24 protein-coding genes and 1 tRNA gene are annotated in these 22,097 nt (G+C 65.5%); 11 read left to right on the plus strand and 14 right to left on the minus strand.

What is annotated here, in order from left to right:
* Window positions 1–97 precede the first annotated feature (97 nt).
* Window positions 98–1,120: a D-xylose ABC transporter substrate-binding protein gene (xylF, locus tag ABIC90_RS03495; protein WP_354352665.1), complete on the minus strand. Its 1,023-nt coding sequence runs from the start codon at window positions 1,118–1,120 to the stop codon at window positions 98–100.
* Window positions 1,121–1,524: 404 nt separating this feature from the next.
* On the opposite strand from xylF, the gene ABIC90_RS03500 reads away from it, so the two are divergent.
* The 3 genes from ABIC90_RS03500 to ABIC90_RS03510 all read left to right on the plus strand — a co-directional run bounded on the left by ABIC90_RS03500 (window position 1,525) and on the right by ABIC90_RS03510 (window position 4,718).
* Window positions 1,525–2,502, plus strand: coding sequence for a ferritin-like domain-containing protein (locus tag ABIC90_RS03500; RefSeq protein WP_354352666.1), 978 nt, complete (start codon window positions 1,525–1,527; stop codon window positions 2,500–2,502).
* A 240-nt stretch (window positions 2,503–2,742) separates the two neighbouring features.
* Window positions 2,743–3,762 (plus strand): thiamine pyrophosphate-dependent dehydrogenase E1 component subunit alpha, encoded by a 1,020-nt coding sequence (locus ABIC90_RS03505; protein WP_354352667.1) that lies wholly within the window; start codon window positions 2,743–2,745, stop codon window positions 3,760–3,762.
* Window positions 3,753–4,718, plus strand: coding sequence for an alpha-ketoacid dehydrogenase subunit beta (locus ABIC90_RS03510; RefSeq protein WP_354352668.1), 966 nt, complete (start codon window positions 3,753–3,755; stop codon window positions 4,716–4,718). The genes ABIC90_RS03505 and ABIC90_RS03510 overlap by 10 nt, the downstream gene beginning before the upstream one ends.
* Before the next feature lie 15 nt (window positions 4,719–4,733).
* Here the strand turns inward: ABIC90_RS03510 and ABIC90_RS03515 are convergent, their stop codons facing one another.
* On the minus strand, window positions 4,734–5,504 hold the full coding sequence (locus ABIC90_RS03515; protein WP_354352669.1) for an SDR family oxidoreductase: 771 nt from the start codon (window positions 5,502–5,504) through the stop codon (window positions 4,734–4,736).
* A gap of 125 nt (window positions 5,505–5,629) precedes the next feature.
* Here ABIC90_RS03515 and ABIC90_RS03520 point away from each other — a divergent pair, with 125 nt between their 5' ends.
* Both ABIC90_RS03520 and ABIC90_RS03525 read left to right on the plus strand, forming a co-directional pair.
* Window positions 5,630–6,556 carry a LysR family transcriptional regulator gene (locus ABIC90_RS03520; protein ID WP_354352670.1) on the plus strand — a complete coding sequence of 309 codons (927 nt, stop codon included), beginning with the start codon at window positions 5,630–5,632 and terminating at the stop codon, window positions 6,554–6,556.
* Window positions 6,557–6,630: 74 nt separating this feature from the next.
* Window positions 6,631–7,647, plus strand: a complete 1,017-nt coding sequence (locus tag ABIC90_RS03525) for a Bug family tripartite tricarboxylate transporter substrate binding protein (RefSeq protein ID WP_354352671.1) — start codon at window positions 6,631–6,633, stop codon at window positions 7,645–7,647.
* Here ABIC90_RS03525 and ABIC90_RS03530 read toward each other — a convergent pair whose 3' ends face one another.
* Window positions 7,648–7,971, minus strand: coding sequence for a DUF1840 domain-containing protein (locus ABIC90_RS03530; protein ID WP_354352672.1), 324 nt, complete (start codon window positions 7,969–7,971; stop codon window positions 7,648–7,650).
* Between the two features lie 12 nt (window positions 7,972–7,983).
* On the minus strand, window positions 7,984–9,255 hold the full coding sequence (locus ABIC90_RS03535; RefSeq protein ID WP_354352673.1) for a class I SAM-dependent methyltransferase: 1,272 nt from the start codon (window positions 9,253–9,255) through the stop codon (window positions 7,984–7,986).
* A 112-nt stretch (window positions 9,256–9,367) separates the two neighbouring features.
* Here ABIC90_RS03535 and ABIC90_RS03540 point away from each other — a divergent pair, with 112 nt between their 5' ends.
* Genes ABIC90_RS03540 through ABIC90_RS03565 form a run of 6 tightly spaced genes read left to right on the plus strand, consistent with a single transcriptional unit; the run spans window position 9,368 to window position 16,302 of the window.
* Window positions 9,368–11,752, plus strand: coding sequence for a bifunctional salicylyl-CoA 5-hydroxylase/oxidoreductase (locus ABIC90_RS03540; RefSeq protein ID WP_354352674.1), 2,385 nt, complete (start codon window positions 9,368–9,370; stop codon window positions 11,750–11,752).
* Between the two features lies 1 nt (window position 11,753).
* On the plus strand, window positions 11,754–12,230 hold the full coding sequence (locus ABIC90_RS03545; protein ID WP_354352675.1) for a MarR family winged helix-turn-helix transcriptional regulator: 477 nt from the start codon (window positions 11,754–11,756) through the stop codon (window positions 12,228–12,230).
* Window positions 12,227–13,081: an enoyl-CoA hydratase family protein gene (locus tag ABIC90_RS03550; RefSeq protein ID WP_354352676.1), complete on the plus strand. Its 855-nt coding sequence runs from the start codon at window positions 12,227–12,229 to the stop codon at window positions 13,079–13,081. The genes ABIC90_RS03545 and ABIC90_RS03550 overlap by 4 nt, the downstream gene beginning before the upstream one ends.
* Window positions 13,082–13,085: 4 nt before the next feature.
* A complete protein-coding gene (locus ABIC90_RS03555) occupies window positions 13,086–14,279 on the plus strand; it encodes an acyl-CoA dehydrogenase family protein (RefSeq protein ID WP_354352677.1) in 1,194 nt (397 codons plus the stop codon).
* Window positions 14,280–14,284: 5 nt separating this feature from the next.
* Entirely contained in the window at window positions 14,285–15,907 is a 1,623-nt protein-coding gene (locus tag ABIC90_RS03560; RefSeq protein WP_354352678.1) for an AMP-binding protein, read from the plus strand.
* A complete protein-coding gene (locus tag ABIC90_RS03565; protein ID WP_354352679.1) occupies window positions 15,904–16,302 on the plus strand; it encodes a RidA family protein in 399 nt (132 codons plus the stop codon). The genes ABIC90_RS03560 and ABIC90_RS03565 overlap by 4 nt, the downstream gene beginning before the upstream one ends.
* A 345-nt stretch (window positions 16,303–16,647) precedes the next feature.
* Here ABIC90_RS03565 and ABIC90_RS03570 read toward each other — a convergent pair.
* From ABIC90_RS03570 to rpmD, 10 genes are all read right to left on the minus strand, one after another.
* Window positions 16,648–16,724: transfer RNA gene (locus ABIC90_RS03570), tRNA-Met, on the minus strand.
* Window positions 16,725–16,742: 18 nt separating this feature from the next.
* The gene (rplQ, locus tag ABIC90_RS03575; RefSeq protein WP_013544103.1) at window positions 16,743–17,141 is read right to left on the minus strand and encodes a 50S ribosomal protein L17; all 399 of its coding nucleotides are present in this window, start codon (window positions 17,139–17,141) and stop codon (window positions 16,743–16,745) included.
* Window positions 17,142–17,228: 87 nt separating this feature from the next.
* Complete coding sequence (locus ABIC90_RS03580) at window positions 17,229–18,218, minus strand: DNA-directed RNA polymerase subunit alpha (protein ID WP_009124827.1); 990 nt, start codon at window positions 18,216–18,218, stop codon at window positions 17,229–17,231.
* 142 nt (window positions 18,219–18,360) lie between these two features.
* Window positions 18,361–18,984 (minus strand): 30S ribosomal protein S4, encoded by a 624-nt coding sequence (gene rpsD, locus ABIC90_RS03585; protein WP_009124826.1) that lies wholly within the window; start codon window positions 18,982–18,984, stop codon window positions 18,361–18,363.
* Window positions 18,985–19,113: 129 nt separating this feature from the next.
* On the minus strand, window positions 19,114–19,518 hold the full coding sequence (gene rpsK, locus ABIC90_RS03590) for a 30S ribosomal protein S11 (protein ID WP_009124825.1): 405 nt from the start codon (window positions 19,516–19,518) through the stop codon (window positions 19,114–19,116).
* A gap of 12 nt (window positions 19,519–19,530) precedes the next feature.
* A complete protein-coding gene (gene rpsM, locus ABIC90_RS03595; RefSeq protein ID WP_093243005.1) occupies window positions 19,531–19,896 on the minus strand; it encodes a 30S ribosomal protein S13 in 366 nt (121 codons plus the stop codon).
* A gap of 23 nt (window positions 19,897–19,919) precedes the next feature.
* Window positions 19,920–20,033: a 50S ribosomal protein L36 gene (gene rpmJ / locus ABIC90_RS03600; protein WP_013544106.1), complete on the minus strand. Its 114-nt coding sequence runs from the start codon at window positions 20,031–20,033 to the stop codon at window positions 19,920–19,922.
* Between the two features lie 75 nt (window positions 20,034–20,108).
* The gene (gene secY / locus ABIC90_RS03605; protein WP_354352680.1) at window positions 20,109–21,422 is read right to left on the minus strand and encodes a preprotein translocase subunit SecY; all 1,314 of its coding nucleotides are present in this window, start codon (window positions 21,420–21,422) and stop codon (window positions 20,109–20,111) included.
* 27 nt (window positions 21,423–21,449) lie between these two features.
* On the minus strand, window positions 21,450–21,881 hold the full coding sequence (gene rplO / locus ABIC90_RS03610; RefSeq protein ID WP_013544108.1) for a 50S ribosomal protein L15: 432 nt from the start codon (window positions 21,879–21,881) through the stop codon (window positions 21,450–21,452).
* A gap of 11 nt (window positions 21,882–21,892) precedes the next feature.
* Window positions 21,893–22,078 carry a 50S ribosomal protein L30 gene (gene rpmD, locus ABIC90_RS03615; RefSeq protein WP_009124818.1) on the minus strand — a complete coding sequence of 62 codons (186 nt, stop codon included), beginning with the start codon at window positions 22,076–22,078 and terminating at the stop codon, window positions 21,893–21,895.
* Between the last annotated feature and the right edge of the window lie 19 nt (window positions 22,079–22,097).

Below are 22,097 nucleotides of genomic sequence, written 5' to 3' on the forward strand. Positions count from 1 at the left end.
AAGCGGATGCGCAACCGCATCCCGCCGGGCCCCTTGGGAAGCCCGGCTTGGCACGGCGCTGCGCGGATTGACGACTGGCTGTCGGTTGCTTGCTTACTTACTTGCAGGCGGCGGGCGCGCTGGCGGGCGTGACGCCCTTGCAGAGTTCGTCCTTCTTGATCCAGCCGGCCTTGACGATCACGTCCAGGTTGTCGCGCGTGATCGGCACCGGCGTCAGCAGGCGCGAGGACAGCGAGATCTTCTTGGCGCCGCCGGCCCACGGCGCGGCCTTGTCGACCGGCTTGCCGGCCGCGAGCGAGACCGCGGCCGTGGCGGCTTCGCGGCCGAGTTCGCGCGAGTCCTTCCAGATCGTGACGGTCTGCGTGCCCAGCGCCACGCGGTTGAGCGCGGCAAAGTCGGCGTCCTGGCCCGACACCGGCACGCCGCGCAGGCCCTTGGCCGTGAGCGCAGCCACCGCGCCGCCGGCGGTGCCGTCGTTGGCGGCCACCACCGCGTCGACCTTGTTGCCGTTCTTGGTGAGGATCTGCTCCATGTTCTTCTGGGCGACCTCGGGCTTCCAGCCTTCGGTGTATTCGTCGCCGACGATCTTGATGTCGCCCTTCTTGATGGCGTCCGCGAGCACCTCCTGCTGGCCCGCGCGCAGGAAGTCGGCGTTCGGGTCGCTGGGCGAGCCCTTGATGATCGCGTAGTTGCCCTTGGGCTTGACCTTGAGCACTTCGCGCGCTTCCATGCGGCCGACCTCGACGTTGTCGAAGGTGATGTAGAAAACGCCGGGCGCTTCGATCAGGCGGTCGTAGGCCACCACGGGCACCTTCTGGCGCGTGGCCTTGGTCACGGCGGGGAGGATCGCGTCCTTGTCCATGGCGAGCACGATGAGCGCCTTGGCACCCTTGGCCATCAGGCCCTCGATGTCGCCCAGCTGCTTTTCGGGCGAGCCGCCGGCATCGGCACTGATGTACTTGGCGCCCAGCTTCTCCAGTTGGGCCTTGATGGCGGCCTCGTCGGTCTTCCAGCGTTCTTCCTGGAAGTTGGACCAGCTCACGCCGACCACGGTCTGGGCCAGAGCGCTCACGGCGGTCAGGCCGAAGGCCATGGCGGCCAGGGTGTGTTTGAGTTGCATCGATGTCTCTCCAGAGTTGTTTCGCCCGCAGCAGGCCGAAGCCAGAGCCGGTGTAAGAAATTAGTTAGTTTGAAGGGCGAACTAACTATCCCACCCCGGGCGCGCGAAAGGCATCGGGGAATTCCCCGAGCGAATTGGGCCTGCTTTGGACATCGCGGCGATGCGCCGTGCGTGCGAGAAACAAGCTCACCGCGCAAGCCGATGCGAGCCGCACCGCCACCTGTCTGGCTCGCTGAACGACGCCGGATGCGCAGCGTCATTAGCTCGCCCGCATGAAGGGTCTTTGGTACAGCGTGCGCCTACAAGCAGCCGCGCCCGCGCCCCACGGCCGAGGCCTCAGAGCGCGTGAGGATGAAACCCTGTTCATTCAATTTCCACCTCATCCATCACTCAAGGAGCACAACATGGCACTGGACAAGAACACCACTTCCGACGATCTGAACCGCGATCCCATTTCCGGCGCGCCCGGCGCACATCCCGTAGGCACGGGCGTAGGCGCCACGGGCGGTGCAGTGGCAGGCGCGGCCGTCGGCGCTGTAGGCGGCCCGGTGGGCGCCGCAGCCGGCCTGGTCATCGGCGCCGTGGCCGGCGGCCTCGGCGGCAAGGCCGTGGCCGAGCGCGTGAACCCGACCGTCGAGCACGCGCATTGGCAAAACGCCTACGACCGCGAGCCGTACTACGAAACCGGACGCACTTATGACGACTACGGCCCGGCCTACGAAATGGGTTGGTCCAGCCGCGCGACGGCGGTCGACGAGTTTGCGGCGGTCGAGCCGTCGCTCGCCCGCGAATGGGAAGCGCGCCGCGGCACCTCTTCGCTGGGCTGGGATCAGGCACGTCCCGCGTCGCACGCGGCTTGGGAGCGCGCCGACCGCCTGTATTTCCGCGAGGAAGACACGGCGTTCCCTGAAGGCGATCCGCTGTCGAACGATGACGTGGTCGACGTGCTGAACGATCTTCTGGAGAACACACGCGACGGCGAGTACGGCTTTCGCACCTGCGCCGAAGAGGTCGAGACCGCGCGCCTGAAGGAAGTCTTTGCATCGCGCGCCGCGCAGTGCCAGGCCGCCGCGAGCCAGCTGGTGGAACTCGTGATTGCCCACGGCGGCAAGCCGGCGGAAGGCGGCACCACCAGCGGTGCGCTGCATCGCGGCTGGGTGCATGTGAAGGGCGCCGTGGGCGCCAACAGCGAGCTGTCGATTCTGGAAGAGTGCGAGCGCGGTGAAGACGCGGCGGTGGCGCGCTATCGCAAGGCGCTGAAGCAGGCGCTGCCCGCCTCTGTTCGCCAGGTGGTGCAAACGCAGGCACAGGGTGCGCAGCGCAACCACGACCAGATTCGCGATCTGCGCAACGAAGCCCGCGCGGCACGCGCACGCGACTGACCGACGACTGCGGGCAAGAACTCGGGCGCGGCTTTGTCTCTCAAGGACAAGCGCCGCGCCCCGGTTTCGCTCAACGGATGGTTCAGCAGCCGACCTTTGCGGGTCGGCTTTTTGTCGTGCATCGCGTCCGCTTGCTTGCGTGGTGCCTCGCTCTCGCGCGGGGTAAGCCCGGTGCCGCGTTTGCTTCGCGCTTGATACGATTTTTGTCGGAGGGCCCGTGCCACGGGCATTGAAGACAAGATGGACCTGATCACATCCGGCGCCGGCGAGGCGCTGTACCGCACCATGGTGCGCATCCGCGCTTTCGAGAATGCCGCCGAGGCCGCGAGCCAGGGCGGCGTGAGCGCCTATGGCCAGGAAGCCGCCGGCGCTGCCAAGGTGCGCGGCCCGCTGCATCTGTCGACGGGGCAGGAGGCGGTGCCAGCCGGCGTGTGCGCGCACCTGCGCACGAGCGATTACCTCACCTCCACCCACCGCGGCCACGGCCACACGCTGGCCAAGGGCGCGGACCTCACGCGGATGATGTGCGAGCTCTTCGGCAAGGCCATGGGCTTCAACGGCGGCAAGGGCGGCTCGATGCACATCGCGGATTTCTCGGTCGGCATGCTGGGTGCCAACGGCGTGGTGGCGGCGGGGCTGCCCATCGCGGTGGGCGCGGCGCATGCGCAGAAGCTGTTGAAGAAGGGGGACGACATCACCGTCTGCTTCTTCGGCGACGGGGCCATCAACCGGGGGCCGTTTCTCGAAGCACTGAACTGGGCGCGCGTGTATCGGCTGCCGGTGCTCTTCGTCTGCGAAGACAACCGCTGGAGCGCCACCACCGCCAGCGGGCCGATGACGGCGGGCGAGGGCGCGTCGGCGCGCGCCGAGTCCATGGACATCGCCGCCACGCAGGTCGACGGCAACGACGTGTTCGCGGTACACGAGGCCGCCGCGAAACTGGTTGCCCAGGTGCGCGGCGGCAGCGGGCCGCGCCTGCTGCACGCGCTGACCTACCGCGTCAAAGGCCATGTGTCTGTGGACCTCGCGGCCTACCGCGACCCGGCCGAGTTGGCCGCTGCATTGGAGACCGACCCGATCGCGCGCACCCGCGGGCACCTGCTCTCGGCCGGCGTGAGCGCGGCCACGCTCGACGCCATCGAGAACACGGCGCGCGACGAGGTGGACACCGCCCTCGCCGTGGCCGACGCGGCGCCCTGGCCCGAGCCCGGCATGGCCTTCACCGACGTGCAGACCATCGGAGCGGGCCAATGGCATTGAGCAAGGAACTGAGTTACGCCGAAGCTGCCGTGCTCGCCGTGCAGCGCGAGATGGAAGCAGACGCGCGCGTGGTCGTGCTCGGCGAGGACGTGGGCCGCGGCGGCATCTTCGGCCAGTACAAGGGGCTGCAGCAGGCCTTCGGCGAAGAACGCGTGATCGACACGCCGATCAGCGAGGCCGCGATCATGGGTGCCGGCGTGGGCATGGCCCTCGCAGGGCTGCGCCCGGTGGTCGAGATGCGCGTGGTCGACTTTGCGCTCTGCGGCATGGACGAGCTGGTGAACCAGGCCGCCAAGAACCGCTTCATGTTCGGCGGCCAGGGCCGCGTCCCGCTGGTGGCGCGCATGCCGGGCGGCATCTGGGACGCCTCGGCCGCGCAGCATTCGCAGTCGCTCGAGGCGTGGTTCGCGCACCTGCCGGGCGTGGTGGTGGTGAGCCCGTCGACGCCGCAGGACAACTACGGCCTCTTGCGCGCCGCGCTGCAGTGCGGGGATCCGGTGGTCTACATCGAGCACAAGACGCTGTGGGGCCTGCGCGGCGAGGTGGACGAAGACATCGCCGTGCCGCTGGGCAAGGCGGCCCGGGTGCGCGAGGGCAACGCGCTCACGATGGTGAGCTGGAGCCGGCAGATGCAGGCCTGTGCCGCGGCCTGCGATGCATTGGCGGCCGAAGGCATCGCGGTGGACCTCATCGACCTGCGCACGCTCTGGCCGTGGGACCGCGAGACGGTGCTCTCTTCGTGCGCGCACACCGGGCGGCTGCTGGTGGTGCACGAGGCGGTGCAGGCCGCGGGCTTCGGCGCGGAGATCGCGGCCAGCGCGGCCGAAGCGACCGGCTGCCGCATCGCACGGCTGGGCGCGCCGCGCATTCCGGTGGGCTATGCGCCGGTGCTGGAGGCGCAGTCGCGCATCGGCGCGGAGGCTGTCGCAGCGGCGGCGAAAAAGCTGCTGCGCTGAGCCCCGGGTCTGACCTCAGGCTGCGAAGCCGCCGTCGATGTTGAGGCTGGCGCCCGTCACGAAGGCCGCTTGCGGGCTGGCAAGGTAGGCCACCATGCCTGCGATTTCATCGGGGTGGCCGTGGCGCGGCAGCGCCATCAGGCCATGCATGGCGGCGGCGTTCGGGCCGTCGACCGGGTTCATGTCGGTATTGACCGGGCCGGGCTGCACGTTGTTGACCGTGATTCCGCGCGGGCCGAGGTCGCGTGCCAGGCCTTGCACCAGGCCCTTGAGCGCCGACTTGCTCATGGCGTAGGCCGCGCCGCCGGGCCAGGGCATGCGCTCGGCGTTGGTGCTGCCGATGTTGACGATGCGGCCGCCCTCGCCCATGTGGCGCGAGGCCGCCTTGGCGGCGACGAAGACGGCGCGCACGTTGACATTGAGGGTCTTGTCGAAGTCTTCGAGCGAAAGATCGTCCAGCGTGCCGCCCAGGAACACGCCGGCGTTGTTCACCAGGATGTCGATCTTGCCGAGCGTGCGGGCTGCTTCGTCGATGCCGGCGGTGAGGGCGGCTGCGTCGGCGCTGTCGATCTTCAGCGCGAGCGCACGGCCGCCTTCGGCCTCGATGCCGCGCACCAGCTCGTCGGCCGGGGCTGCGGCGCTGCTGTAGCTGAAGGCGACGGCGGCGCCGTCGCGCACCAGGCGGCGCACGATCGCCGCGCCGATGCCACGCGAGCCGCCGGTGACGAAGGCGACCTTGCCGGCGAGGACTGAAGAAGAGGAGGAAGAAGAAGCGGTGGAGGCCATGATGTTTTCCGTTCGGTTGTGGAGGGAAGAACTTCAGTGTCGGGATTTCATTGCCGTCGCGGTAGCCATCAATCGGCCCAATCAAATTCAACCCAGAGTTGAAGATGGCGCGGAAAATCCGTTCGATGGAACCGCTCAACCACCTGGAATCCTTCGTTCAAAGCGCCGAAGGCGGCAGTTTCTCGGCGGGCGCCCGGCGGCTGGCGCTCACGCCGGCCGCCGTCAGCAAGAACGTCGCGCGGCTGGAAGCCCGGTTGGGCGTGCGGCTGTTCCAGCGCAGCACGCGCCGCCTCACGCTGACCGAGGCCGGCGAGCGCTTCCTGGCGCAGATCGGCGGGGCGCTCGCCACGCTGCAGGAGGCCGTCGCCGGACTCGCCCAGGACGACGGCCAGCCGGCCGGCACCTTGAAGGTCAGCATGGGCCAGGCCTTCGGCCGCGAGCATGTGCTGCCGATGCTCGGGGACTTTCTCGCGCGGTATCCGGCGATCGTGCCCGACTGGCATTTCGACAACCATCAGGTGGACCTGGTCGGCGAAGGCTTCGACGCGGCCATCGGCGGCGGCATCGAGCTGTCGGCCGGCGTGGTGGCGCGCGAGCTGTCGCGCATCCACGTGGTGGCGGTGGCCTCGCCGGCTTACCTGGCGGGGCGCGACATGCCCCGACAGCCGGCCGACCTGGCGCAGCTGGACGCGCTACTGCGCCGCTCCTCGCCGACCGGTCGGCTGCGCAGCTGGACGCTGCAGCACGCCGGCGGCCGGCAGGTCACGGTGGAGCTGCCGCGGCCGCGCGCGATCTTCAACGACCCCGAGGCCATCGCACAGGCCGCGCTGCTGGGGCTGGGCGCGGCGATGCTGCCGATGCCCTTCGTGGAGCGCAGCCTGCGCAGCGGCGAGCTGGTGCGGCTGTTGCCAGAATGGCATTTCGATGCCGGCGTGGTGTGGCTCTACTACCCGAGCAAGAAGCTGTTGCCGCCCAAGACGCGGGTGTTCGTCGACTTTGTGCTGGAGCGCTTTCGCGACGACCGCTTCGCCGAGCGGATGCAGGTGAACTGAAGGCGTCGGCGGCGCCAGGACACCGGGGTTTTCACTCGCGGTGCGGGACGCGGTTCGCCTGTAAAAAGAGCCGCATGAACTTATCTTTCAAAACGAATCGCCGGGCCGCGCTGACGGCTTCCGCTGCCGCCGCCATCGCCCTCATGGCGCCCGCCGCCTGGGCCCAGGGCACCTGGCCGACCAAGCCCGTGCGCATCGTCGTGCCCTTTGCGGCCGGCGGCACCACCGACATCCTGGCGCGAGCCGTCGCACCCGAGCTTTCCAAGGCCTTCGGCCAGCAATTCATCGTGGACAACCGCGCGGGCGCGGGCGGCAACGTGGGCGCCGAGCTGGTGGCGCGCGCGCCCAACGACGGCTACACGCTCCTGATGGGCACGGTGGGCACGCACGGCATCAACCGCGCGCTGTACCCCAAGCTGCCGTTCGACCCGATCAAGGATTTCGTGCCGATCACGCTGGTGGCGGCCGTGCCCAATGTGATGGAGATGAACGCCGACAAAGCCAAGGAACTGAACATCCGCAACGTGCAGGACTTCATCAAGTACGCCAAGGCGAACCCGGGCAAGCTCAACATGGCGTCCAGCGGCAGCGGCACGTCGATCCACCTCGCCGGCGAGCTCTTCAAGAGCATGACGGGCACCTTCATGGCGCACATTCCGTACAAGGGCTCGGGCCCGGCGCTGCTGGACATGGTGGGCGGCAATGCCGATGTGATGTTCGACAACCTGCCCTCGTCGATGGCGCAGATCAAGGGCGGCAAGCTGACCGCGCTGGCCGTGACCAGCGCGCAGCGTTCGCCGGCGCTGCCGGACATTCCGACGGTGGCAGAGGCGGGAGGCCCGTCGCTCAAGGGCTATGAGGCGAGTTCATGGTTCGGCCTTCTGGCGCCTGCCGGCACCCCGCCTGAAATCGTGAACCGGATTCAGCAGGAAGTGGCCAAGTCGCTGGGCACGCCCGCCATCAAGGAAAAGATGCTCGCCCAGGGCGCGATCCCGAGCGGCAATTCGTCGGCCGACTTCACCGCGCTCATTGCGAGCGAGCATGTGAAGTGGGCGAAGGTGGTCAAGGAGTCGGGCGCGAAGGTCGACTGATCAGGTGCCCCAGGTCACGTCCTTGCCGTCGGCCAGGGAGTCCTTGAGCATGTGAAGCAGGGGGGCTGCACGCTGGTGCAGTCCCACATGCTGCTTTTCGGCGTCGCTGTCATGGCCCTCGACGGCGTAGTCGTCGTGGTTGTGGGCATTGCCGGCCTCGCGCGCCAGTGCGGCATCGATCGCGGCGATGGCGGCGGGAATCTGGTCGACCGTGATGATGCCCTGCGGCGCGGCGGACTTGCCCACGATGTCGAGCAACTGGCGTGCATGCACTTCGAGCATCACGAAATCAGGAGCGGCCCGGGACTTGAAACGATAGAGCATGTTTTTTCTCACTCACTTGTAGATGTAATCACGGGCAAAAGGGTACACCGATTGCGCGCCGCGCAAGACGCCTGCGCGCCCTACATTGCCGTCAGGCTTTATCGACAGCATCTGGTGCAGGGAGATCCAACCCTGCTCGAAACTCATGGCCGAGCCGGCGAGGTACAAGCGGTAGGCGCGCAGCACGCGCTCGGCGTTCTCGGCCTGGCGGCCGCCGCTTCGCTGCAGCACTTCGAGCGCCGCGTCCAGCCGCGCCTCGAGCGCGTCGGACCAGGCCCAGAGCGTGCGCGCGTAGTGCGGGCGCAGGCTCTCGGTGTCGACCATCTCCAGGCCGGCCGCTGCAGTCTCGCGCAGCACGTGCGTGACGTGCAGCAGCTCGCCACCGGGGAAGATGTACTTCTCGATGAAATCGCCCATGCCGGCGCCCAGTTGCCGGTAGTTGAGCTCGCCCGAGGTGATGCCGTGGTTCATGACCAGACCGCCGGGCTTGAGCAGCGCATGGATCTTGCGAAAGTAGGTCGGCATGTTGGCCGCGCCCACATGCTCGAACATGCCGATCGAGGAGATCTTGTCGAAGGGCTGGTCGGACGAGAGCTCGCGGTAGTCGCGCAGCTCCACGCGCACGCGGCCCTGCAGGCCCTTCTCTTCGATGAGGCGCTGCACGTACGCATGCTGGTTCTTCGACAGCGTGATGCCGGTGGCATCGACGCCGTAGTGCTCGGCCGCCCACAGCAGCAGCGCGCCCCAGCCGGAGCCGATGTCCAGGTAGCGCTCGCCGGGCTGCAGCATGAGCTTCTTGCAGATGTGGTCCAGCTTGGCTTCCTGCGCCTGTGCGAGCGTGAGCTCGGGCGTACGGAAGTAGGCACACGAATAGACCCGGCGCGCATCGAGCCAGAGCGCGTAGAAGTCGTCGGAGACGTCGTAGTGGAACTCGATCTGCGCGGCGTCCTTGCGCAGCGAATGCGAGCCGTGCGACTTGGCGCGGTGCTGCAGGCGGCTCCACCAGCTGGTGTCGGTTTCGGCCGGGTTGCCCGGCAGCATGCCGACGGTGGCGTCGATCAGGTCGCGCATCGCGCCCTCGATCTGCACCTTGCCCTCGACGTAGGCCTCGCCGATGGCACCCACCTGCCGGGCGGCCAGCTTGGCCAGCACCGCCCACTCCTTGAACGCCAGCGTGACGCGGGCTCCCGCCTGGGCCACGCGCCGGCCATCCGGCAGTTCCAGCGCGATGGGGACAGGCAGCGAGGCCAGCTGCGACTCGATCTTGGGTATCAAGTGTTGCATGGGGCCATGGTATTGATTTTTGCAAGTGTTTGCATCAGCCCGCTCCCGGAGGCTCCGGCGCCCGTGATGAACAGCATTGACAGCAGATTGTTTATGTCTAAACTATTCAGCCATGAACAGCCTCAGCCCGGTCAACACCGCTCCCGCCTCGGACCTCCAACGCATCCTGTGCATCGGCGGCGGACCTGCGGGCCTGTACTTCGCCCTGTTGATGAAGGCGCGCAACCCCGCGCTGGAGGTCACCGTGGTCGAGCGCAACCGTCCCTTCGACACCTTCGGCTGGGGCGTGGTGCTGAGCGACCAGACGCTGGGCAACCTCAAGGCAGCGGACGCCGAAACCGCGGCGCTGATCGGCAACGAGTTCCATCACTGGGACGACATCCAGGTCTTCTTCAAGGGCCGCCAGGTGCGCTCGGGCGGCCACGGCTTCTGCGGCATCGGCCGCAAGCGCCTGCTCAACATCCTGCAGGAGCGGTGCCTGGCACTCGGTGTCGACCTGGTGTTCGAAACAGATGCCACCGACGACCAGGCGATCGCCGCGAAGTACAACGCCGATCTCGTCATTGCCAGCGACGGCCTCAACAGCCGCATCCGCCAGCGCTATGCCGAGGTGTTCAAGCCCGACGTCGACCTGCGCGAATGCCGCTTCGTGTGGCTGGGCACGCACCAGACCTTCGACGCCTTCACCTTCGCCTTCGAACAGACCGAGCACGGCTGGTTCCAGGCACACGCTTACCAGTTCGACGACAAGACCTCCACCTTCATCGTCGAGACGCCCGAGGCCGTGTGGAAGGCCCACGGCCTGGACCAGATGGAGCAGCCCGAAGCCATCGCCTTCTGCGAGAAGCTGTTCGCCAAGTACCTGGGCGGCCACGCGCTCATCAGCAACGCCACGCACCTGCGCGGTTCGGCCAACTGGATCCGCTTTCCGCGCGTGGTGTGCGAGCGCTGGACGCATCGCATCGACGTCGAAGGCCGCTCGGTGCCCGTGGTGCTGATGGGCGACGCGGCGCACACGGCGCATTTTTCCATCGGCTCGGGCACCAAGCTCGCGCTGGAAGATGCCATCGATCTCGCGAACGAGTTCGAACAGGGCGGCACGCTCGACCATGTGCTCGAAGGTTATGAAGCGCGCCGCAGCGTCGAAGTGCTGAAGATCCAGAACGCCGCGCGCAACTCCACCGAGTGGTTCGAGAACGTGCCGCGCTACACCGGCATGGAGATCGAGCAGTTCGCGTATTCGCTGCTCACGCGCTCGCAGCGCATCAGCCACGAGAACCTGCGCGTGCGCGACACGCAATGGCTGGGCGGCTACGAGCAATGGCTCGCGGGCGGCAAGGCGATGGCGCCGATGCTCATGCCCTACACCGTGCGCGGCCTCACGCTGAAGAACCGCATCCTGGTGTCGCCGATGGCCACCTACAGCGCGGTCGACGGCGTGCCGCAAGACTTCCTGCTGGTGCACCTGGGCGCGCGCGCGCTCGGCGGCGCCGCGATGGTGTTCGTCGAGATGACCAGCCCGACGCCCGAAGGCCGCATCACGCCGGCCTGCACCGGCCTCTACAACGACACGCAGCAGGCGGCCTTCAAGCGCATCGTCGATTTCGTGCACACGCAGTCGAGCGCCAAGATCGCCCTGCAGCTCGGCCACAGCGGCCCCAAGGGCTCTACACGCGTGGGCTGGGAAGGCACCGACGAGCCGCTGGAAGACGGCAACTGGCCGGTGCTCGGCGCGAGCGCCGTGCCCTACGGCGAACAGAGCCAGCTGCCCGCCGCCGTCACGCGTGAGCAGATGGACTCGCTGCGCGACCAGTTCGTGGCGTCCACCCGTCGCGCCGCCGAATGCGGCTTCGACTGGGTCGAGCTGCACTGCGCGCACGGCTACCTGCTGTCGGCCTTCATCAGCCCGCTCACCAACCAGCGCACCGACGCGTACGGCGGCGACATCGAAGCACGCTGCCGCTACCCGCTCGAAGTGTTCCGCGCGATGCGCGCCGTGTGGCCCGAGGACAAGCCGATGAGCGTGCGCATCTCCGCGCACGACTGGGCGCCCGGCGGCAACACCGATGCGGACGCGGTCATCGTCGCTCGCCTCTTCAAGGAAGCCGGCGCCGATTTCATCGACGTGTCGTCGGGCCAGACCACGCGCGCCGCCAAGCCGGTCTACGGCCGCATGTACCAGACGCCGTTCTCCGACCGCATCCGCAACGAGGTCGGCATTGCGACCATCGCTGTCGGCGCGATCACCGAGGCGGACCAGGCCAACAGCATCATCGCGGCCGGCCGCGCCGACCTGTGCGCCGTCGCGCGCCCGCACCTGGCGGACCCGGCCTGGACGCTGCACGAAGCCGCCAAGCTGCAGAGCCGCGATGTCGACTGGCCCAAGCAGTACCTGAGCGGACGCGACCAGATGTACCGCGAGATCGCCAAGCAGCAGCAGATCGCCGCAGCCAACGCGGGCTCCGCGGCCGCGCCGGACCCCGAGGAAACGCACTGACATGGACCTCGAAGCGCGCGCGCACAGCGAACACCCCGAAGCCTTGCGGCTCTGGCTGCGGTTGCTCACCTGCACCCAGCTGATCGAGAAGCAGGTGCGCAACGAGTTGCGCTCCCAGTTCGCCACCACGCTGCCGCGCTTCGACCTGATGTCGCAACTCGAGCGCTCGCCCGACGGACTGAAGATGAACGAGCTCTCGCGCCGCATGATGGTGACCGGCGGCAACGTCACCGGCATCACCGACCAGCTCGTGACCGAGGGGCTGGTCGAGCGCATCAATGTCGAGGGCGATCGCCGTGCCTGGCGCGTGCGGCTTACCGCGCGCGGCCGCAAGCTCTTCAACGAGATGGCGCAGCAGCACGAAGACTGGATCGTCGAGGCCTTCGCGGGCCTCAGCAGCAAAGAGATCGCGCAGCTGCACAAGCTGCTCGGCAAGGTCAAGCAACACTCACACAGCCAATTGGCGGAGACCCCATGAAGCATTACATCGGCGCGGGCAACCCCATGCGCGCTCAATTCGAAGCCAAGGCCGACTACAAGGCCGAGCACTTCGCGTGGAGTTACGACGCGGGCGTCGGCACCGTCACGCTGAATCGCCCGGAGCGCAAGAACCCGCTGACCTTCGATTCGTACGCCGAGTTGCGCGACCTGTTCCGCGCGTTGAATTACGCAACCGACGTGAAAGCGATCGTGGTGACCGGCGCAGGCGGCAACTTCTGCTCGGGCGGCGACGTGCACGAAATCATCGGCCCGCTCACCGGCATGCGCATGCCGGAGCTGCTCGAATTCACGCGCATGACGGGCGACCTGGTGAAGGCGATTCGCGCCTGCCCGCAGCCGGTCGTCGGTGCGATCGACGGGGTGTGCGCCGGTGCCGGCGCAATGATCGCGCTGGCCTGCGACCTGCGCTACGGCTCGCCTTTGACGCGCACGGCGTTTCTCTTCACCCGCGTGGGCCTGGCCGGCGCGGACATGGGCGCATGTGCATTGCTGCCGCGCATGATCGGCCAGGGCCGCGCATCCGAATTGCTTTTCACCGGCCGCGCCATGACGGCGCAAGAGGGCCACGACTGGGGCTTCTTCAACGCGCTGCACGAAAGCGATGCATTGCTTGCCGCCGCCACCAAGGTGGCGCGCGAACTGGCCGAAGGCCCGAGCTTCGCGCACGGCATGACCAAGACCATGCTCGCGCAGGAATGGTCGATGACCATCGATCAGGCGATCGAGGCCGAAGCGCAGGCGCAGGCGATCTGCATGCAGACCGAGGACTTCAAGCGCGCCTACGAAGCCTTTGCGGCCAAGCGCAAGCCCGTGTTCGGTGGGGACTGAAGTCATGATGACGAAGATCCCCGCACCGCCTTCGACGGCACACCTCGCACTGCCTTTCTTCGATGAAGCCCATCGTGCGATCGCACGCGATCTTCTGCCCTGGTGCGCCGCACAGGAAGTCGACGAGCGCGACGACCGCGCGGCTTGCCGCGAATGGGTGCGCCGCCTGGGAGATGGCGGATGGCTGCGCTATGCCGTGCCCGGCAGCGCGGGCGGCGCGCTGGAGCGACTCGATTCGCGCGCGCTTGTGCTGCTGCGCGAGACGCTGGGCTACCACTCGCCGCTGGCCGACTTTGCCTTTGCGATGCAGGGGCTGGGCAGCGGTGCGATCACGCTCGCGGGCACGCCTGAACAGCAATCGCAGTACCTGACGGCGGTCGGCAAGGGCGACAAGATCGCGGCCTTCGCATTGAGCGAACCCGACGCGGGCTCGGACGTGGCCGCGATGGCCATGCGCGCCGAGCCGACGGCCGACGGCTGGCTGCTGAACGGCCAGAAGACCTGGATCAGCAACGGCGGCATCGCCGACTTCTATTGCGTGTTCGCAAAGACCGATCCGACGGGCGGCACGCGTGGCATCACGGTGTTCATCGTCGATGCGACGACGCCCGGCCTCGACACCTCCGAGCACATCGATGTGATGGCGCCGCACCCGCTGGCCACGCTGCGCTTCGACAACTGCGTCGTGCCGCGCACCGCGCAGCTGGGCGAAGTCAACGGCGGCTTCAAGCTTGCGATGCGCACGCTCGACATCTTTCGCGCTTCGGTCGCAGCGGCAGCGCTGGGCATGGGACGCCGCGCACTGGCCGAAGCGATTGCGCATGCCAAGGGCCGCCGCATGTTCGGCCAGACGCTCGCCGACTTCCAGCTCACGCAGGCCAAGCTCGGCGAGATGGCCGCGCTGATCGACAGCGCCGCACTGCTCACTTACCGCGCCGCATGGATGCGCGACGACGCTGAACAGCGGGGTGCGGCAGCCGTGGGCGATGTGTCCGCAGCCGCGGCGATGGCCAAGATGTGCGCCACCGAAAACGCGAGCCGCGTGATTGACATGGCACTGCAGATGCACGGCGGCCTCGGCGTAAAGGTTGGCACGAAGATTGAAAGCCTCTACCGCGACATCCGCTCGCTGCGCATTTACGAAGGCGCAACGGAAGTCCAACAACTGATCATTGGCAAATCCGTTCTGCGGGGATAAATACCGTGTCTGCCCAAGTCGACCGCTTCGTTCACGACCGCCTGCCGCCTGCCGAGCAGCTCCCGGTGTTTCGCTATGACCTGCCCGAGCTGCAACTGCCCGACCAGTTGAACCTCGTGGAGGAACTGCTGGACAAGGCCGACGCCAAGGGCTTCGGCGACAAGCCGATGCTGCGCTCGCCGAGCGGCACGCTCACGTACAACCAGGCCGTTGTCGAAGTCAACCGCATTGCGCAGGTGCTGACCGAAGACCTCGGGCTGGTGCCGGGCAACCGCGTGCTGCTGCGCGGCGGCAATTCGGTGGCGATGGCGCTCGCGTGGCTCGCGGTGGTCAAGGCTGGCTTGATCGCAGTGGCGACGATGCCGCTTTTGCGCGCGAAGGAGTTGGGCGAAATCATCGAGAAGGCGCGCCCTGTCGCTGCGCTATGTGACGGTCGGCTGCTCGACGAACTGGTGACTGCGCAGAAAGAGCATCCGGTTCTCGCAACGGTGATTGCATTCAACAAGCCCGACGCGGCCGATTCGCTGTCTGCGCGTGCTGCGAGCAAAAGCGGCGTGTTCACCGCATGCCCCACAGCCGCGGACGACATCGCGTTGCTCGCATTCACATCCGGCACCACGGGCAAGCCCAAGGCGCCGGTCACCACGCACCGCGACGTGCTCGCCATGTGCGAGACCTGGCCGCGCCACGTGCTCAAGGCGCACAGCGACGACATCGTGGTGGGATCGCCGCCGCTGGCCTTCACCTTCGGGCTCGGCGGCCTGCTCGTGTTTCCGATGTGGGCCGGCGCTTCCGTGTATTTCGCCGATGCGCCGTTCACGCCCGAAGGCTTGGTGAAGCTCATCAACGAGATTGGTGCGACCATCTGCTACACCGCGCCCACGTTCTATCGCCAGATGGCGCCTTTCGTGCGGCAGCACGGCATGCCCCGCCTGCGCATCAGCGTGAGCGCAGGCGAGGCCCTGCCTGATGCCACACGTCAGCTGTGGAAGGAAGCCACCGGCATCGAGATGCTCGACGGCATCGGCGGCACCGAGGTGTTCCACATCTACATCTCCGCTGCGGGCGACGATGTGCGCAAGGGTGCGGTCGGCAAGGCGGTGCCCGGCTTCACTGCGAAGGTGGTGGACGACAAGGGCGACGAGGTGCCGCACGGCACGGTCGGCAAGCTGGCCTTGCAAGGACCTGTAGGTTGCCGGTATCTGGACGATCCGCGCCAGACCGACTATGTGAAGAACGGCTGGAACTACCCCGGCGATTCGTTCGTGCAGGACGACGACGGCTACTTCTTCTACCAGGCACGCGCCGACGACATGATCATCACGGCTGGCTACAACGTCGGCGGACCGGAGGTCGAAGACGCGCTCCTGAAGCACCCTGCCGTGGCCGAGTGCGGCGTGATCGGCAAGCCCGACGCCGACCGCGGCATGATCGTGAAGGCCTTCTGCGTGCTCAAGCCCGGCCACGAAGGCGATGCAGTGCTCGTCAAGGCGCTGCAAGACCATGTGAAGGCCACCATCGCGCCCTTCAAATACCCGCGCGAGATCGAGTTCGTGACGGTGCTGCCGCGCACCGAGACCGGCAAACTCCAGCGATTCAAACTGAGACAACTCAACAGCACATCATGATCAACAAACTCTTGCAGCCGGCGGGCTGGTTGCCCCCCAAGGGCTATGCGAATGGCGTGGCCGCGCGCGGCACCATGGTGTTCGTCGGTGGCCAGATCGGCTGGAATGCGCAGCAGCAGTTCGAGTCGGACGACTTCATCGAGCAATGCGGCCTGGCGCTGCGCAACATCGCCGAAGTGCTGCGCGAAGCCGGCGCCGGTCCCGAGCACATGGTGCGCATGACCTGGTATGTGACGGACCGGGACGAATACACCCGGCGACTGGCCGAGCTGGGTCCGGTCTATCGCGATGCGATGGGCCGCAACTTCCCGGCGATGACCTGCGTGCAGGTGGCGGCGCTGGTCGAGCATCGGGCGAAGGTCGAGATCGAGGTCACGGCGGTCGTTCCGGACTGATCTTGGCTCCGCCACACCGCGCCGTCAGCCGATGGCGTGCGCGTGGCGCTTGCGGTAGACCGCCGGCGGAGTGCCTACTTGACGCTGGACACGCGCCGCATCGTGTCGGCATCGGCGAATCCGCTTTGGGCCGGCACTTGCTGGCATCCGGACGCCTTGCGGCCAATGAGATTGCGGATCGGAAACCGCACTTCCATCGCGGCAATTTCTGCAGCGTGATCCGCTGGTCAGCATGGCACGATGAGAGATCCGAGACGTAGAAAAGCCCTCGTTGCGAGGGCTTCATTCATTCAGTTCACAGACCCAAGAAAAAAGGCCCTTTGAAATTCAAAGGGCCTTTTAAATTGGTTGCGCGAGCAAGATTTGAACTTGCGACCTTTGGGTTATGAGCCCAACGAGCTACCAGGCTGCTCCATCGCGCGGCAAGATGGAATTATACCTTATTCAGCAGCGCCTTGCTCGGCATCTGCTTCTTTAATTTCAGGACGGTCGACCAGTTCGACCAGCGCCATCGGCGCGTTGTCGCCCACGCGGAAACCCATTTTCAGGATGCGCGTGTAGCCGCCCGGACGTGCCGCGAAACGCGGGCCCAGATCGGCGAAGAGCTTGACGACGCTGTCGCGGTCACGCAGGCGGTCGAAGGCCAGACGCTTGTTGGCGAGCGTGGGCTTCTTGGCGAGCGTGATCATCGGTTCGATGACGCGGCGCAGTTCCTTGGCCTTGGGGACCGTGGTCTTGATGACTTCGTGCTCGATGAGCGAGTTCATCATGTTCTGCAGCATCGCAAGGCGGTGCGAGCTGGTGCGGTTGAGTTTGCGAAGTCCGTGTCCGTGACGCATGGTGCTTTTCCTTTACTTTATTAAACAGGCAGCCGTATCAGGTACTGCCCGGGCACGAGCCCTCAAGGGCTCAATTCAAAACAAAAATCAACGCTTGTCGAGACCGGCCGGCGGCCAGCTTTCAAGCTTCATACCCAAGGTCAGGCCGCGCGAAGCGAGGACTTCCTTGATTTCGTTGAGCGACTTGCGACCCAGGTTCGGGGTCTTGAGCAACTCGTTCTCGGTGCGCTGGATCAGGTCACCGATGTAGTAGATGTTTTCGGCCTTCAGGCAGTTGGCCGAACGCACGGTGAGTTCGAGCTCGTCGACAGGGCGCAGCAGGATCGGATCGAATTGCTGTGCGCTGCGCGGTGCCGGTGCATCGAATGCAGCCAGTTCGCCGCCTTCGAGCTGCGCGAACACTGCGAGCTGCTCGACCAGGATTTTAGCCGAGGCACGAACCGCATCTTCAGCGGTGATGGCACCGTTGGTTTCGATTTCGACCAGGAGCTTGTCCAGGTCGGTACGCTGTTCGACGCGGGCGCTTTCGACCGTGTAGCTCACGCGCTTGACAGGCGAGAACGACGCGTCGAGAACGATGCGGCCAATCGACTTGGTGGGCTCGTCGGCGTAGCGGCGCATCGTGCCGGGCACATAGCCGCGACCCTTTTCGACCTTGATCTGCATGTCGAGCTTGCCGCCTTGCGACAGGTGCGCGATCACGTGGTCAGGATTGATGATCTCGACGTCGTGCGGGGTCTGGATGTCCGATGCCAGGACCGGGCCTTCGCCGTCCTTGCGCAGGCTCAGCGTGACTTCGTCGCGGTTGTGGAGCTTGAACACCACGCCCTTGAGATTCAGAAGGATGTTGACGACATCTTCCTGCACGCCGTCGATCGACGAGTACTCATGCAGAACGCCGGCAATCGTGACTTCGGTGGCCGAATAGCCCACCATGGACGACAGCAGAACGCGACGCAGCGCGTTGCCGAGCGTGTGGCCATAGCCGCGCTCGAAAGGTTCGAGCGTGACCTTGGCCTTGTTGGCGGCAAGTTGCTCGACCTGAATGGTCTTGGGTTTCAGCAGGGTGGTTTGCATGCAGACTTCCTCTCAATACCCCCGGCTCGTTACACCGGTAAGGCTGGTGAAGCACCTGACCCGCGGCAGCGAAGCACGGGGCAGGAACGTGATCAACAAAAACTTGCTTCCCACACACGCGAGGTGTGCGGGAACAAAAATATCAGCGCGAATACAGTTCGACGATCAGCGATTCGTTGATGTCGGCCGCGAATTCGTCGCGATCGGGCACCTTCTTGAAGGTACCTTCGGCCTTGTCGGCGTTCACATCGACCCAAGCGGGGATACCGACTTGTTGGGCGAGTTGAAGGGCTTCGACAATGCGGTTCTGCTTCTTCGACTTGTCGCGCACGGCAATCACGTCGCCGGTCTTGACCAGGTACGACGGGATGTTGACCGACTGGCCGTTCACCGTGATCGCCTTGTGCGACACGAGCTGACGTGCTTCAGCGCGGGTCGAGCCGAAGCCCATGCGGTAGACGACGTTGTCCAGGCGCGATTCGAGAATGAACAGCAGATTCGCGCCGGTGTTGCCACGGCGGCGATCGGCTTCCTCGAAGTAGCGGCGGAACTGCTTTTCGAGCACGCCGTACATGCGCTTGACCTTCTGCTTTTCACGCAGTTGCAGACCGTAGTCCGAGGTGCGCTGACCCGAAGTGCGACCGTGCTGGCCGGGCTTCGAATCGAACTTGGCCTTGTCTTGAATCGAGCGGCGGGCGCTCTTCAGGAACAGGTCGGTGCCTTCACGGCGGGAAAGTTTGGCCTTGGGGCCGAGGTAGCGTGCCACGAGTATTCCTTTGTGTCATCTGCCGCAGTTGCCTGCGGGAGCCATCTGCGGGACGCGGATGGCGGTGGGCTTAGTTAAAAAACAAATGCGCAGCCGCTCGAAAGCTGGCTGCGCCTTGCGGACTGACGATCAGATGCGACGACGCTTCTGGGGACGGCAGCCGTTGTGCGGGACGGGCGTCACGTCGGCAATGGAATTGATCCGGATGCCGAGCGCAGCCAGTGCGCGCACCGACGATTCGCGACCGGGGCCGGGGCCCTTGATCTCGACGTCGAGGTTCTTGATGCCTTGTTCGACAGCAGCACGGCCGGCCACTTCGGAAGCGACCTGCGCAGCGAACGGGGTCGACTTGCGCGAGCCCTTGAAGCCCTGGCCACCCGACGAAGCCCACGACAGGGCGTTGCCCTGGCGATCGGTGATCGTGATGATGGTGTTGTTGAACGAGGCATGCACGTGGGCGATACCGTCCGCAACGTTCTTGCGAACCTTCTTGCGAACGCGCTGTGCGGCGTTGTTTGCAGGTGCTTTAGCCATGCTGGTCTATCCTTATTTCTTCAGGGACTGCGCAGCCTTGCGCGGACCCTTGCGGGTGCGGGCATTGGTGCGCGTGCGCTGGCCGCGCATCGGCAGGCCGCGACGGTGACGGAAGCCGCGATAGCAACCGATGTCCATCAAACGCTTGATGTTCATCGTCGTCTCGCGACGCAGATCGCCTTCGATCGTGAACAGAGCGATCTGGTCACGGATCTTCTCGAGATCGCCGTCGGTCAGATCTTTGATCTTCTTCGAATATTCGATGCCGCTCGCTTCGCAGATTTGACGGGCGCGGGTGCGACCGATACCGAAAATGGCGGTCAGGCCGATTTCAGCGTGCTTGTGCGGCGGAATGTTGATGCCAGCAATACGTGCCATGTGCGTCCTCTAATACTCTTCAATCAACCCTGGCGCTGCTTGTGGCGCGGGTCGGTGCAAATCACACGCACCACACCTTTACGGCGGATGACCTTGCAATTACGGCAGATGGTTTTGACCGAAGCCGAAACTCTCATTTCATTCTCCTAAAACTGTTTAACGTGGCGGTACACCGCCCATACCCAATATTCTCAATACTGAAACTCACAGCCCTACGATGTCTTGAAGTTAGCCTTCTTCAGCAGCGATTCGTACTGCTGGGACATCATGTAGTTTTGCACCTGGGCCATGAAGTCCATCGTGACGACCACGATGATCAGCAGGGAGGTACCACCGAAGTAGAACGGTACGTTGTACTTCAGGATCAGGAACTCGGGCAGCAGGCAGACGAAGGTGATGTACACCGCGCCGGCCAACGTCAGGCGAACCAGAATCTTGTCGATATAGCGAGCGGTCTGGTCACCCGGACGAATGCCCGGGATGAATGCACCACTCTTCTTCAGGTTGTCGGCCGTTTCCTTGCTGTTGAACACGAGTGCCGTGTAGAAGAAGCAGAAGAAAATGATCGCAGCGGCGTACAGCAGCACATAGATCGGCTCGCCCGGACGCAGTGCGCTGGCAATGTTCTTGATCCAGCCGAAGCCGCCTTCACCGGTGCTGAACCAGCCCACCACCGTTGCGGGCAGCAGGATGATCGACGAAGCAAAGATCGGCGGGATCACACCGGCCATGTTCAGCTTCAAGGGCAAGTGCGACGACTGGCCGCCATAGACCTTGTTGCCGACCTGGCGCCGCGCATAGTTCACGAGGATCTTGCGCTGGCCGCGTTCGACGAACACCACGAAGTAGGTCACCAGGACCACGACCGCGATGATGAAGAGCGCAATGATCGGGTTCATCGCACCGGTGGTCACCAGCGAGCCCAGACCTGCGACAGCGCTCGGCAGACCTGCCGCGATACCCGCAAAGATCAGGATCGAGATGCCGTTGCCCAGACCGCGTTCGGTGATCTGCTCGCCGAGCCACATCAGGAACATCGAGCCGGCCGTCAGGCTCACCATCGCGGTGATGCGGAAGCCGAAACCGGGGGCGATCACCAGACCGACCGACGATTCAAGGGCGACTGCAATGCTGAACGACTGGAACAGGGCCAGACCGAGCGCTCCATAGCGCGTGTACTGCGTGATCTTGCGGCGGCCGGCCTCGCCTTCCTTCTTCAATTGCTCGAAGGTCGGAATCACGTAGGTCATCAACTGCATGATGATCGACGCCGAGATGTACGGCATGATCCCCAACGCGAACACGGTGAAGCGCGACAGCGCCCCGCCCGAGAACATGTTGAACAGGCTCAGAATGCCGCCCTGCTGGCCCTGGAAGAGCGCCGCCAGCTGGTCCGGGTTGATACCCGGCACAGGAATGTGCGCGCCAATCCGGTAGACCACGAGCGCGAGCAGCAAAAAGACGAGCCGACGGCGGAGGTCGCCGAACTTGCCTGTTTTTGCGATCGTTGCCGCGTTAGTTGCCACGAAGAACTTCTTTCAGTCCGAGGGTGATCAGGCGATGCTGCCGCCGGCTGCTTCGATAGCAGCCTTGGCGCCAGCCGTTGCACCCACGCCCGTCAGCTTGACGGCCTTGGTGAGTTCACCGGTCTTGATGATCTTGACGACCTTGGCGAGCTGGCCCACGAGGCCGGCTTGCTTGAGCGCCAGGACGTCCACTTCGGCCAGGCCGAGCTGCTCAAGGGCAGTCAGCGTGACTTCGGCGTTGAACTTCAGCAGGTGCGACTTGAAACCACGCTTGGGCAGGCGACGTTGCAGCGGCATTTGGCCGCCTTCGAAACCAACCTTGTGGAAACCGCCCGCACGCGACTTCTGACCCTTGTGACCGCGACCTGCGGTCTTGCCGATGCCAGAGCCGATACCGCGGCCAACGCGACGCTTCGCGTGCTTGGCGCCGGCTGCCGGCTTGATGCCATTGAGTTCCATATCAGTCTCTCTTACAGAACTTTGACCAGATAACTGATCTTGTTGATCATGCCGCGCACCGCCGGGGTGTCTTGCAGCTCGCTCACGCTGTTGAGCTTGCGCAGGCCGAGGCCACGCACGGTCGCGCGATGCGATTCCTTGGTGCCAATCGGGCTTTTGACCAATTGCACCTTGAGGGTTTGTTGTTGCGTCGTCATTTGAATGCTCTTCCGATTG

Origin of the sequence: Variovorax boronicumulans (genome assembly GCF_040544675.1) — a bacterium.
Taxonomy (GTDB): domain Bacteria; phylum Pseudomonadota; class Gammaproteobacteria; order Burkholderiales; family Burkholderiaceae_C; genus Variovorax; species Variovorax boronicumulans_D.

Coding starts and splice junctions, on each gene's coding strand:
- ABIC90_RS03545 (WP_354352675.1), top strand. CDS start 11,754: ATGGACCTCGAAGCGCGCGCGCACAGCGAACACCCCGAAGCCTTGCGG.
- ABIC90_RS03580 (WP_009124827.1), bottom strand. CDS start 18,218: ATGCAAACCACCCTGCTGAAACCCAAGACCATTCAGGTCGAGCAACTT.
- ABIC90_RS03505 (WP_354352667.1), top strand. CDS start 2,743: ATGGACCTGATCACATCCGGCGCCGGCGAGGCGCTGTACCGCACCATG.
- ABIC90_RS03540 (WP_354352674.1), top strand. CDS start 9,368: ATGAACAGCCTCAGCCCGGTCAACACCGCTCCCGCCTCGGACCTCCAA.
- ABIC90_RS03565 (WP_354352679.1), top strand. CDS start 15,904: ATGATCAACAAACTCTTGCAGCCGGCGGGCTGGTTGCCCCCCAAGGGC.
- rpsM (WP_093243005.1), bottom strand. CDS start 19,896: ATGGCACGTATTGCTGGCATCAACATTCCGCCGCACAAGCACGCTGAA.
- ABIC90_RS03530 (WP_354352672.1), bottom strand. CDS start 7,971: ATGCTCTATCGTTTCAAGTCCCGGGCCGCTCCTGATTTCGTGATGCTC.
- ABIC90_RS03555 (WP_354352677.1), top strand. CDS start 13,086: ATGATGACGAAGATCCCCGCACCGCCTTCGACGGCACACCTCGCACTG.
- ABIC90_RS03525 (WP_354352671.1), top strand. CDS start 6,631: ATGAACTTATCTTTCAAAACGAATCGCCGGGCCGCGCTGACGGCTTCC.
- ABIC90_RS03520 (WP_354352670.1), top strand. CDS start 5,630: ATGGAACCGCTCAACCACCTGGAATCCTTCGTTCAAAGCGCCGAAGGC.
- ABIC90_RS03500 (WP_354352666.1), top strand. CDS start 1,525: ATGGCACTGGACAAGAACACCACTTCCGACGATCTGAACCGCGATCCC.
- rpsK (WP_009124825.1), bottom strand. CDS start 19,518: ATGGCTAAAGCACCTGCAAACAACGCCGCACAGCGCGTTCGCAAGAAG.
- rplQ (WP_013544103.1), bottom strand. CDS start 17,141: ATGCGTCACGGACACGGACTTCGCAAACTCAACCGCACCAGCTCGCAC.
- ABIC90_RS03550 (WP_354352676.1), top strand. CDS start 12,227: ATGAAGCATTACATCGGCGCGGGCAACCCCATGCGCGCTCAATTCGAA.
- rpmJ (WP_013544106.1), bottom strand. CDS start 20,033: ATGAGAGTTTCGGCTTCGGTCAAAACCATCTGCCGTAATTGCAAGGTC.
- ABIC90_RS03515 (WP_354352669.1), bottom strand. CDS start 5,504: ATGGCCTCCACCGCTTCTTCTTCCTCCTCTTCTTCAGTCCTCGCCGGC.
- rplO (WP_013544108.1), bottom strand. CDS start 21,881: ATGGAACTCAATGGCATCAAGCCGGCAGCCGGCGCCAAGCACGCGAAG.
- rpmD (WP_009124818.1), bottom strand. CDS start 22,078: ATGACGACGCAACAACAAACCCTCAAGGTGCAATTGGTCAAAAGCCCG.
- ABIC90_RS03510 (WP_354352668.1), top strand. CDS start 3,753: ATGGCATTGAGCAAGGAACTGAGTTACGCCGAAGCTGCCGTGCTCGCC.
- ABIC90_RS03535 (WP_354352673.1), bottom strand. CDS start 9,255: ATGCAACACTTGATACCCAAGATCGAGTCGCAGCTGGCCTCGCTGCCT.
- xylF (WP_354352665.1), bottom strand. CDS start 1,120: ATGCAACTCAAACACACCCTGGCCGCCATGGCCTTCGGCCTGACCGCC.